We start from the raw sequence: 12,257 nt of genomic DNA on the forward strand, positions 1-12,257 counted from the left end.
CGTCAGGTCCTCAACCCGGTCACAGCCCGCCGACTCACCAGCCCGCAAGGCCAGTTCAAGGAACCCCGTCCCCGGGAACACCACCGAACCCGCGACCACATGATCACGCAGCCACCCCTGAACAGCCGGCGAGAGGCGCCCCGTCAGCAACACCTCACCGTCACCACCGGCCAACTCCACCGCCGCACCCAACAGCGGATGCTCCGCCGAACCCAGACCGACCGCGCCGAGGCCCTGGGCGGGCACGGCGGTGGCCGACGGCCAGAAACGCCGGCGCTGGAAGGCGTACGTGGGCAGGTCCACCGCCGCCTTGGTGGACGCGGACGGCCGCCCCGTGAACAGTGCGGTCCAGTCGAGCGCCGCGCCCCTGGTGAAGAGTTCAGCCGCCGCCCACAGCACCGAATGCGTCTCGGGACGGTCCGTGCGCAGTACAGGCACGAACAGACGGTCGTCGGCGTCGTCGACGGTGGACTGGGCAAGGGCGGTGAGGGTGCCGTCGGGACCGAGTTCCACATGGCGCGTAACGCCCTGCTCGGCCAGGCTCCGCACGCCGTCTGCGAAGCGCACCGGTCGCCGTACGTGCTCCACCCAGTGCTCGGCCGACATCAACTGCTCGGCGGTGGCGGCCTCGCCGGTCAGGGTGGACACGACGGGGATGCGGGGGCGGTCGTACGTCAGGCTCTCCGCCACAGCACGGAAGTCCGCCAGCATCGGCTCCATCAACGGCGAATGGAAAGCATGGCTCACCCGCAGCCCCGTCACCTTACGGTCCAGGGCCCGGAAGTGCGCGGCAACCTCCTCCACCGCCACCGCATCACCCGACACCACCACCGAACGCGGACCGTTCACCGCCGCCACACCCACCCGCTCGTCATCGACGAACGCCAGAACCTCCTCCTCCGAAGCCTGCACCGCCACCATCACGCCACCCGCCGGAAGCGCCTGCATCAACCGGCCCCGCGCAGCCACCAAACGGCACGCATCCGCCAGCGACCACACCCCCGCCACACACGCCGCCGCAATCTCACCGATCGAATGACCAGCGAGAACATCCGGCCGCACACCCCACGACTCCACCAACCGGAACAGCGCCACCTCCAACGCGAACAACGCGGGCTGCGCGAACTCCGTGCGATTCAGCAGCTCCCGGTCATCACCGAACACAACCGCCTTCAAGTCGAACGGCAGCTCGGCATCCACCGCGTCGAACACCTCCGCGAACACCGGATACGCCCCGTACAACTCCCGCCCCATACCCAGGCGTTGCGACCCCTGCCCCGCGAAGAGGAATGCGGTGCGTCCGCCGGTGCGGGCCGAGTTCTGGATGATGCCGGGTTCGACGCGGCCTTCCGCCAAGGCGTGGAGCGCGTGCAGGAGTTCGTCGCGGTCGCCGGCCAGGACGACGGCACGGTGTTCCAGAACCGTGCGCGTGGTAGCCAGGGCAACAGCCGTGGTGGTCAAGGGGAGCTGCGGACTGGCCTCGACGAAGTGGGCCAGTCGCTCCGCCTGGGCGGGAAGGGCACCGCTGGCGGCGGACAGCACCCAAGGCAGGACACCCTGGTGTTCCTGGGCAACGATCTCCGTCTCGGCCTCGGGTGCTTCTTCGAGGATGACGTGGGCGTTGGTACCACTGATACCGAACGACGAGACACCGGCCCGGCGCGGACGGCCGTCCGGACGACTCCATTCGGTGTTCTCCGTCAGCAGGGCGACGTCCCCCGCCGACCAGTCCACATGCGACGACGGCTGATCCACGTGCAGCGTGCGCGGAAGCACACCGTGCCGCATCGCCATGACCATCTTGATCACACCGCCCACGCCGGCGGCGGCCTGCGTATGCCCGATGTTCGACTTCAACGAGCCCAAGTACAGCGGCTGTTCGCGGTCCTGACCGTACGTCGCCAGCAGCGCCTGGGCCTCGATCGGGTCGCCGAGAGGCGTCCCCGTGCCATGGGCCTCGACCGCGTCCACATCGGCCGGACCGAGCCCGGCACCCGCCAGGGCCTGCCGGATCACCCGCTGCTGCGACGGACCATTCGGCGCCGTAAGCCCATTCGACGCACCGTCCTGATTCACCGCCGAACCGGCCACCACCGCCAGCACCCGGTGCCCGTTGCGACGGGCGTCCGACAGCCGCTCCACCAGCAGCAGACCCACACCCTCCGACCAGGCCGTACCGTCCGCGCCGTCGGAGAACGCCTTGCAGCGACCGTCACTCGCGAGTCCCCGCTGACGCGAGAACTCCAGGAAAGTGTCCGGCGTGGACATCACCGTCACACCACCCGCGAGCGCGAGGTCGCATTCGTTGGAGCGCAGGGCCTGGGCGGCCAGGTGCAGGGCGACCAGCGACGACGAACAGGCCGTGTCGACAGTGACGGCCGGGCCCTCGAAGCCGAAGGTGTAGGCGATGCGCCCCGAGGCGACGCTGCCGGTGTTTCCGGTCAGGAGGTACCCGTCCGCGCCTTCGGAGGTGCCGCGCAGCCTTGTCCCGTAGTCCTGGGCCATGGCGCCCGCGAAGACGCCGGTCCGGGAGCCGCGCAGGCTCGCCGGGTCGATGCCGGCCCGCTCGAACACCTCCCACGAGGTCTCCAGCAGCAGCCGCTGCTGCGGATCCATCGCCAGCGCCTCACGCGGCGGGATACCGAAGAGGGCGGCGTCGAAGTACGGGGCGTCGTAGAGGAAGCCGCCTTCGCGGACGTAGGTGTGTCCGGACCGGCCCGGCTCGGGGTCGTACAGGTTGCCGAGGTCCCAGCCGCGGTCGGCCGGGAAGGCGCCGATGGCGTCGCCGCCCTCGCTCACCAGCCGCCACAGGTCCTCGGGCGAACCGACCCCACCGGGGAAGCGGCAGGCCATGCCGACGATCACAATCGGGTCGTCACCGGCGGAGACCGGCGTCGGGAGGGGTGTGCTGCTCGCGGGCTCGGTGCCGTGGACCAGCTCGGTGACGATGTGCCGGACGAGAGCGGCCGGTGTCGGGTAGTCGAAGATCAGGGTGGCGGGGAGCCGCATACCGGTGGCGGCGTTGACGCGGTTGCGCAGTTCGACCGAGGTGAGGGAGTCGAAGCCCAGCTCCTTGAACGTGTGCTCGGGGTCGATGTCGGCGGCCGAGCCGTGGCCGAGGACAGCGGCCGCCGCGCCCCGCACCAGGTCGGCGACGATGCGGTCCCGGTCGGCGGGCAGGGCCGCGCCCAGCCGTGCCGTGAGGTCCTGGCCGTCGGCGCGGGTTGCGACTCCGGCCCTGCGGCGGGCCCGCACCTTGACCAGCGCGCGCAACAGTGCGGGTACCTCCTCGGCCGCGCGGCGTCGCATGTCGGCGAGGTCGAGCTCCACCGGCAGGACAGTGGCACTGTCGAGACAGCCGCCCCGCTCCAACGCCGCGTCCAGCAAGGCCAGTCCGCGCTCCGGTGCCAGGGGCTGCATGCCCGAGCGGGCCATACGGCGCAGGTCTGCCTCGGTCAGCTCGGCGGTCATTCCGGCGCCGGGTGCCCAGGGGCCCCAGGCCAGGGACGTGGCGGGGAGTCCGGCCGAGCGGCGGGCTCCGGTGAGGGCGTCCATGAAGGCGTTGGCTGCGGCGTAGTTGGCCTGACCGGCGCCGCCGAAGGTGCCCATGACGGAGGAGAAGACGACGAACGCCGCCAGGTCCGCGTCGCGCGTCAGCTCATGCAGGTACGTCACCGCGTCGGCCTTCGGGCGCAGCACCCGGGACAGACGTTCCGGCGTCAGGGAGGCCACCACACCGTCGTCGACTATGCCGGCGGTGTGTACGACGGCCGTGAGTGAGTGACCGGCCAGTGCGGCGGCCAGGTCGTCGCGGTCGGCCACGTCGACGGCGGCCACCTCGACCTGGGCGCCCAACTCCGAGAGCTGCTGCACGAGTTCGGTCGCGCCCGGCGCCTCGGGGCCACGGCGGCTGGCCAGCAGCAGGTGCCGTACACCGTGCTCGGTGACCAAGTGCCGGGCGACCAGCGCACCCAGACCACCCGTGCCGCCCGTCACGAGCACCGTGCCGTCGACATTCAACGGCGCGGGCACAGTCAATACGACCTTGCCGACATGGCGAGCCTGCGACAGGTACCGGAAGGCATCCGGCGCCCGGCGCACATCCCAACAGGTCACCGGCAGCGGCTCCAGCGCACCCGCCTCGAACAACGACACCAGCTCGGCGAGCATCTCCCCGACCCGCTGAGGTGCCACATCCATCAGGTCGAATGCCTGATACGCCACACCGGGGTGCTGAGCAGCGACCGCCTCCGGGTCACGGACATCGGTCTTGCCCATCTCCAGGAAGCGCCCACCACGGGGCAGCAGCCGCAGCGAGGCGTCCACGAACTCACCGGCCAGCGAGTCCAGGACCACATCCATGCCCTGCCCGTCTGTCACGGCCAGGAACGCAGCCTCGAAGTCCGTGTCACGCGACGAAGCGATGTGCTGGTCGTCCAGCCCCGCCGCGCGCAGAGCATCCCACTTGCCCACGCTCGCTGTACCGAATACTTCGGCACCGAAGTGCCGGGCCAATTGGGTCGCGGCCATGCCCACACCACCGGCCGCCGCGTGCACCAGCACCCGCTCCCCCGCACGCAGCCCACCGAGGTCCCTGAGCGCGTAGTACGCCGTCAGGAACACAATCGGCACCGACGCCGCCTGCGCGAACGACCACCCCGCCGGCATACGAGCCACAGTCCGGGCATCCGCAACAGCAGCGGGCCCGAACGCGCCCGAGAACATGCCGAAGACCCGGTCACCCACGGCCAGCCCACTCACACCCGGGCCGACCTCGGTGACCACACCCGCGCCCTCAAGACCGAAGTCCCTCGCATCCCCCGGATACATACCGAGCGCGTTCAGCACATCCCGGAAGTTCACCCCCGCCGCACGCACGGCGACCCGGACCTGACCCTCACCCAGTTCCGTCCGCTCCACCGGCGTGAGAGCCAACCCCTCCAGCGTGCCCTTCTCCACGATGTCCAGCCGCCACGAAGACCCGTCGGCCGGGGCGTTCAGGGAACCGTCGGTGGTCGCCCGGCCGAGACGCGGCACGTACACCGCTCCCCCGCGTACCGCCACCTCCGGCTCACCGGAGGCCAGGGCACCCGCGGCCACCGCCCAGGATTCCTCCGCTCCGTCCACGTCAAGCAGCGCGAACCGTCCCGGCGCCTCCGCCCGTGCCGCACGCACCAGACCCCACACCGCCGCCAGCACCGGATCGGCGTCCTCGCCCGCGTCGACGGCGACCGCGTCCTCCGTCACGACGACGAGCCTGGCCGTCTCGAATCGCTCATCGGCCAGCCACTCGCGCACCAGTGCGAGCGCGTCGGCGGCAACGGCATGCACGGCCGCCGGATCCGCGGAACCGGCCGAACGCGCGATACGGACGAGCAGGTCGCCGGACACGGCATCGCCCGTGGCGGGCAGTCCGGCCCTCACCTCGGGCACGGGCCCAGTGGTCGCCGGCAGCCGGGTCCAGTCGATCTGGAAGAGCCCGTCCTGCGAGGTGGTAAGGGGCCCGGACACCTCACGCAGAACCAGGGAGTCGACCGTGGCGACAGCGCCCCCGGCCATGTCGGCGAGGTTCAGGGAGACGGCGTCCGCGCCGATGGGCGCCACCCGGACGCGCAGTTCACGCGCGCCCGTGGCGCACAGCGACACACCGCCCCACGAGAACGGCAGCCGAAGTGAAGTGTCGCCGCCGAAGACGCCGTGCAGGACGGCGTGCAGCACCGAGTCCAGCATGGCCGGGTGGACGCCGAAGCGTTCGGCGGGTTCCTGTTCCGTCTCGGGCAGGGCGACCTCGGCGAAGACCTCGTCGCCGCGCCGCCACAGGGCGCGCAGCCCGCGGAACGCCGGCCCGTACGCCAGTCCCCGTCCCTCGAAGCGCTCGTACACGCCCTCGACCGGTATGACGGTCGCGCCCTGCGGCGGCCATACGGACAGGTCGACGCCGTCGTTCTCGCGTCGTACCTCCACGGCGACGCCGCTGGCGTGCAGGGTCCAGGCGTCGTCCGGTGAGGCGCTGTCGGGCCGCGAGAAGACGCTGATGGCGCGGCTGCCCGACTCGTCGGGGCCGCCGACCAGCACCTGGATCCGCACGGCGGCGTCCTCGGGCAGGACGAGCGGAACGGCGATGGTCAGCTCCTCCACGCGGTCGCAGCCGACCTGTTCGGCGGCGTGCAGGGCGAGTTCGAGGAAGCCGGTGCCGGGGAACAGGACCGCGCCGGACACGACGTGGTCCCGCAGCCACGGGTGCGAGCGCAGGGAGATACGACCTGTGACGACGAGGCCGTCCGAGTCGGCGGGGGTGACGGCAGCGCCGAGCAGTGGATGGTCGGCTGAGGCCAGGCCGAGTCCGGCGATGTCTCCGGTACGGCGCTGCGGGTCGGGCGTCGGCCAGTACGTGCGGCGTTGGAAGGCGTAGGTGGGCAGTTGGACCGTTCGCGCGCCGGTGCCGGTGAAGTGCGCGGACCAGTCGACCTCCCCGCCCTGCGTGAACAGCGTGGCAACGGCGGCGAGCAGTGCTTCGGGCTCGGGGCGGTCCTTGCGCAGGGCGGGGACCAGGGTCTCGGTGCCGCCGTCGAGGCAGTCCTGGGCGAGGGCGGTGAGGGTGCCGTCGGGGCCCAGTTCGACGAACCGGGTGGTGCCCTGTGCGGCGAGTGCGCGCACGGCGTCGGCGTAGCGGACGGTACGGCGGACGTGGGTGACCCAGTATTCCGGGGTCATCAGCTCGGCCGGGTCCACGAGCGCGCCGGTGACGGTGGAGACGAGCGGCAGTTCGGGGCGCTCGTACGTCAACTCCTCGGCGACCGCGCGGAAGTCCGCGAGCATCGGCTCCATCAGCGGCGAGTGGAAGGCGTGGCTGACCCGGAGACGGGTGACCTTGCGGTCCTGGGCGCGGAAGTGGGCGGCCACGGATTCCACGGCTCCGGCCTCGCCCGCGATTACCACGGACTGCGGGCCGTTGACGGCCGCGATGCCCGCGACGGCCTGGTCCAGCAGCGGCAGGACTTCGTCCTCGGAGGCCTGCACCGCGACCATCGCCCCGCCGACCGGGAGGGCCTGCATCAGCCGACCGCGCGCGGCGACGAGCTTGCAGGCGTCCGCCAGGGACCACATTCCGGCAACGTGGGCGGCGGCGATCTCACCGATGGAGTGACCGGCGAGCACGTCCGGGCGGACACCCCACGACTCCAGCAGCCGGAACAGGGCCACTTCGAGGGCGAAGAGCGCGGGCTGGGTGAACTCCGTGCGGTTCAGGGCCTCCGCGTCCTCGCCGAACACAACCGCCTTGAGGTCGAAGGGCAGTTCCGCGTCCACGGCGTCGAAGGCGTCCGCGAACACCGGATACGTCTCGTACAACTCCCGGCCCATGCCCGGGCGCTGGGAGCCCTGTCCGGCGAAGAGGAAGGCGAGGCGGCGGCTCGTGCGGTCGTCGGTGCCGGTGATCAGGCCGGGGTGGCTGTCGCCTGCGGCCAGGGCGGTCAGTGCGTTGCGGAGTTCGGTCCGGTCGGCGGCCAGCAGCACCGCCCGGTGGTCCAGGGTGCTGCGGGTCGTGGCCAGGGACAGACCGAGGTCGGCGGGGGTCAGGTGCTCGCCGTCGTTGAGGAAGGCGTCCAGACGCGCGGCCTGCGCGCGCAGGGCGTCGGGGTCTGCGGCGGAGAGGGGCAGGGGGACGGTACGGCCGGGGGTGGCGTCCGAGGCTTCGGGCCGGGCCTCGGTCCCGGTGTCGGGTGCTTCTTCGAGGATGACGTGGGCGTTGGTACCGCTGATACCGAACGACGAGACACCGGCCCGGCGCGGACGGCCGTCCGGACGACTCCATTCGGCGTTCTCCGTCAGCAGGGCCACGTCCCCCGCCGACCAGTCCACATGCGACGACGGCCGGTCGACGTGCAGCGTGCGAGGCAGCACACCGTGCCGCATCGCCATGACCATCTTGATCACACCGCCCACACCCGCGGCGGCCTGCGTATGCCCGATGTTCGACTTCAACGAGCCCAAGTACAGCGGCTGTTCACGCTCCTGACCGTACGTCGCCAGCAGCGCCTGGGCCTCGATCGGGTCGCCGAGAGGCGTCCCCGTGCCATGGGCCTCCACCGCGTCCACGTTGCCCGGACCCAGCCCGGCACCCGCCAGGGCCTGCCGGATCACCCTCTGCTGCGACGGACCGTTCGGCGCCGTAAGCCCATTCGACGCACCGTCCTGATTCACCGCCGACCCGGCCACCACCGCCAACACCCGGTGCCCATTGCGCCGCGCGTCCGACAGCCGCTCCACCAGCAACAGCCCCACACCCTCCGACCAGGCGGTACCGTCCGCCCCGTCGGAGAACGCCTTGCAGCGACCGTCACGCGCGAGCCCCCGCTGACGCGAGAACTCCACGAACATCTCCGGACCCGCCATCACCGTCACACCGCCGGCCAGCGCGAGGTCGCACTCGCGGGAGCGCAGGGCCTGGGCGGCCAGGTGCAGGGCGACCAGCGACGACGAACACGCCGTATCGACAGTGACCGCCGGGCCCTCGAAGCCGAAGGTGTAGGCGATGCGCCCCGAGGCGACGCTGAGCGTCGTCCCGGTCAGGACGTAACCGTCGGACTCCTCGACGGCGTCCCGCAGGCGCGTTCCGTAGCCCTGTTCCACGAGGCCGGCGAAGACACCCGTGCGCGAGCCGCGCAGCGAGGTCGGGTCGATCCCGGCCCGTTCGAACACCTCCCACGAGGTCTCCAGCAGCAGCCGCTGCTGCGGATCCATCGCCAGCGCCTCACGCGGCGAGATACCGAAGAGCCCCGCGTCGAAGCTGGTCGCGTCGTGGAGGAAGCCGCCTTCGCGGACATAGACATGGCCGGGGCTTCCGGGCTCGGGGTCGTACAGGCTGTCGAGGTCCCAGCCGCGGTCGGCCGGGAAGGCGCCGATGGCGTCGCCGCCCTCGCTCACCAGTCGCCACAGGTCCTCGGGCGAACCGACCCCACCGGGGAAGCGGCAGGCCATGCCGACGATGACGATCGGGTCGTCGTCCGCGTCGTCCGGGCGGGTGGCGATCTCCGCTGCCGTGCGATCGGTGGCCGGGGAGAGCCGGTCCTCGATGTGGGCGGCGACGGCCTGGGGTGTGGGGTGGTCGAAGAGCAGGGAGGCCGGGAGGCGCAGGCCCGTCGCGGTCCGGAGGCGGTTGCGCAGGTCGACGGAGGTCTGGGAGTCGAAACCGAGGTCCTTGAAGGTGCGTCGGGGTTCGACCTCGTCGGCGGAGTCGTGGCCGAGGATCGCGGCGGCGTGGGAGCGGACCAGGTTCAGCAGGGCCGAGGCACGCTCCCTCGGAGGGAGTCCGTCAAGGTGGGCACGCAGTGGCGGCACGTCCTCGCCCTCGGACTCGGCGGGGCGTACGGGTGACTCGACAGGGTTCGCGGGGGCGGTGACCGTGTCGGGCAGCCAGTAGCGGCGGCGCCGGAAGGCGTAGGTCGGCAGCTCGGTGCGGCGGCCGCCGTGGGCGGAGAGGACGGGGGTCCAGTCGACGGGCACGCCGGTGGTGTGGAGGGTGGCGAGCGCCTCCAGGAGGGCGCGGGCGCCGGGGCGGTCCTTGCGCTGGGCGGGGACGGCGACGATGTCGTCGGTCGTCAGCGTCTGCTCGACCAGGGCGGTGAGTGTGCCGTCCGGGCCGAGTTCGAGCAGGTGCCGTACGCCCTGGGCCTCCAGGGTGCGGACGCCGTCGGCGTAGCGGACGGGCTGCCTCACGTGCCGTACCCAGTACTCGGGGTCGGTCAGTTCGTCGAGGGTGGCGACGTCGCCGGTGACGTCGGAGACGATGGGCAGTTCGGGGCGGCCGTAGGTGACATCGGCGAGGACCGCGCGGAACGCGTCCAGCATCGGGGTCATCAGTGGCGAGTGGAAGGCGTGGCTGACCCGGAGAGGGGTGACCTTGCGGTCCTGGCCGCGGAAGTGGGCGGCGATCGATTCCACGGCGTCGGCGGTACCGGAGACGACGACCGCGGAGGGGCCGTTGACCGCGGCGATGCCGATCTCGTCCTCGCGGCCTGCCAGCAGCGGCAGCACCTCGTCCTCGGTGGCCTGGAGGGACACCATGGCCCCGCCCTCGGGCAGGGCCTGCATCAGGCGGCCGCGCGCGACCACGATGCGGCAGGCGTCGGCCAGTGACCACAGTCCGGCCACGTGCGCTGCGGCGATCTCACCGACCGAGTGTCCGAACAGCACGTCCGGCCGCACCCCGAAGGACTCCAGCAGCCGGTACAGGGCCACTTCGAGGGCGAACAGGGCGGGCTGGGTGAACTCCGTGCGGTTCAGGACCTCCGCCGCACCCTCCCCGAACACAACTGCCTTGAGGTCGAAGGGGAGTTCCGCGTCCAGCGCGTCGAAGGTCTCGGCGAAGGCGGGGAAGGTCTCGTACAGCTCCCGGCCCATGCCGGGACGTTGTGATCCCTGTCCGGCGAACAGGAACCCCGTTCCGGCGCTTCCCGGTTCGTGGACTCCGGTGATCACGTCGGCGCTCGGGGTGTGGGAGGCGACAGCGGTCAGGCCCCGCCGCAGGTCGTCCCGGTCGCTGCCGAGGACGACGGCCCGGTGCTCGAAGCGGGTGCGGGTCTCGGCGAGCGAGTGGGCGAGGTCGGCCGGGTCGGCGGAGGGGTGGGTCTCCAGGTGCGCCAGGAGGCGTTCGGCCTGCGCGCGCAGGGCCTTGGCGGTGCGGCCGGAGACGATCCACGGCAGGTCCGGGTGCCGGGCGGGGGTGCGTGCGTCGGTGTGGGGGGCGGTGACGTCGGTTCCTCGCCATTCCTCCAGTACGACATGGCAGTTGGTGCCGCCCATGCCGAACGACGAGACGCCCGCCCGGCGCGGTTCCGTTCCCTCCGGCCAGGTCAGGGGCTCGGTGGCGACGCGCAGGTTCAGTTCGTCGAAGGGTATCGCGGGGTTGGGGTGCTCGTGGTTGAGGCTGGCGGGGATGCGGCCGTGGCGCAGGGACAGGACCGTCTTGAGCAGGCCGGCGATTCCGGCGGCGCCCTCCAGGTGGCCGATGTTGGTCTTCACGGAGCCGACGAGCAGGGGGGTGCCGTCGGTGCGGGCACTGCCGACGACCGTGCCGAGGGCGCCGGCCTCCACCGGGTCGCCGAGGCGGGTGCCGGTGCCGTGGAGTTCGACGTACTGCACCTGGGACGGGTCGAGTCCGGCGTCGCGGTAGGCCAGGCGCAGGACCTCTTCCTGGGCCTCGCGCAGGGGTGCGGTGAGTCCGTCGCCGCCGCCGTCGTTGTTGGTGGCGCTGCCACGGATGACGCAGTGGACGCGGTCGCCGTCGGCGAGGGCGCGGTGCAGGGGCTTGAGGAGGACGAGGGCGCCGCCTTCGCCGCGGACGTAGCCGTTGGCGCGGGCGTCGAAGGTGAAGCAGGTGCCGTCCGGGGAGAGGGCGCCGAAGCCGTCGGAGGCGAGGTCGCTGTCGGGGGCGAGGACGAGGTTGACGCCGCCGGCGAGGGCGAGTTCGCTCTCGCCGCGCCGCAGGCTCTCGCAGGCGAGGTGGACGGCGACGAGGGAGGAGGACTGGCCTGCGTCGACGGTGAGGCTGGGGCCGCGCAGGCCGAGGACGTAGGAGAGGCGGTTGGCGATGACGCCGCGGTTCAGGCCGCTGAGGGTGTGGCGGCCTACGGCGTCGGGGCCGAGGCTTCGGGTGAGGGCGGCGTAGTCGTCCCAGATGGCGCCGACGAAGACGCCGGTGCGGCTGCCGCGCAGCCGGTCCGGGACGACGGCGCCCTCTTCCAGTGCCTCCCAGCCGAGTTCGAGGACGAGGCGCTGCTGGGGGTCCATCGCGGCGGCCTCGCGCGGGGAGATGCCGAAGAAGGTGGCGTCGAAGCGGTCGACGTGGTCGAGCCAGCCGCCGCGGCGGGGGGCCGCGAGGGTGCCGAGGCGGTCGGCGGGGGTGTCGGTGACGGCGCTGCCGCCGTCGATGAGCAGCCGCCAGAACGACTCGGGGTCGGGGGCCTGGGGGAAGCGGCAGGAGATGCCGACCACAGCGATCGAGTCGCGGTCGCCCACGGCGGTACCGCCCAGGGGTTCCGACCCGTCTTCCCGTGCGTGTGCGTCTTCTGGCGCCACGGCCACTGCCTCCGCCCTACGGATCCAGCTCATCCTCTGGCCGTGCGATCCGGCCGGATCCGACTGCCGCGCCGTCCGCGGGACAGTCGGTGGTTGCGATGCTTGTCATACTGGCGGCTGCCTGCGGGCGAGTCCCGCGGGCAGCCGTCGATCTAGGGAGACTTCTACTAGTTCGGTGC

Annotated in this window: 1 protein-coding gene; it reads right to left on the reverse strand. The window is 72.0% G+C overall.

The genetic code is table 11. From position 1 onward, the window contains the following. Positions 1-12,018: type I polyketide synthase (locus GA0115233_RS33165; protein WP_255310435.1), on the reverse strand; the 12,018-nt coding region annotated here is incomplete at its 3' end. Positions 12,019-12,257 lie beyond the last annotated feature (239 nt).

Origin of the sequence: Streptomyces sp. DI166 (assembly GCF_900091315.1) — a bacterium.
Lineage (GTDB): Bacteria > Actinomycetota > Actinomycetes > Streptomycetales > Streptomycetaceae > Streptomyces > Streptomyces fuscus.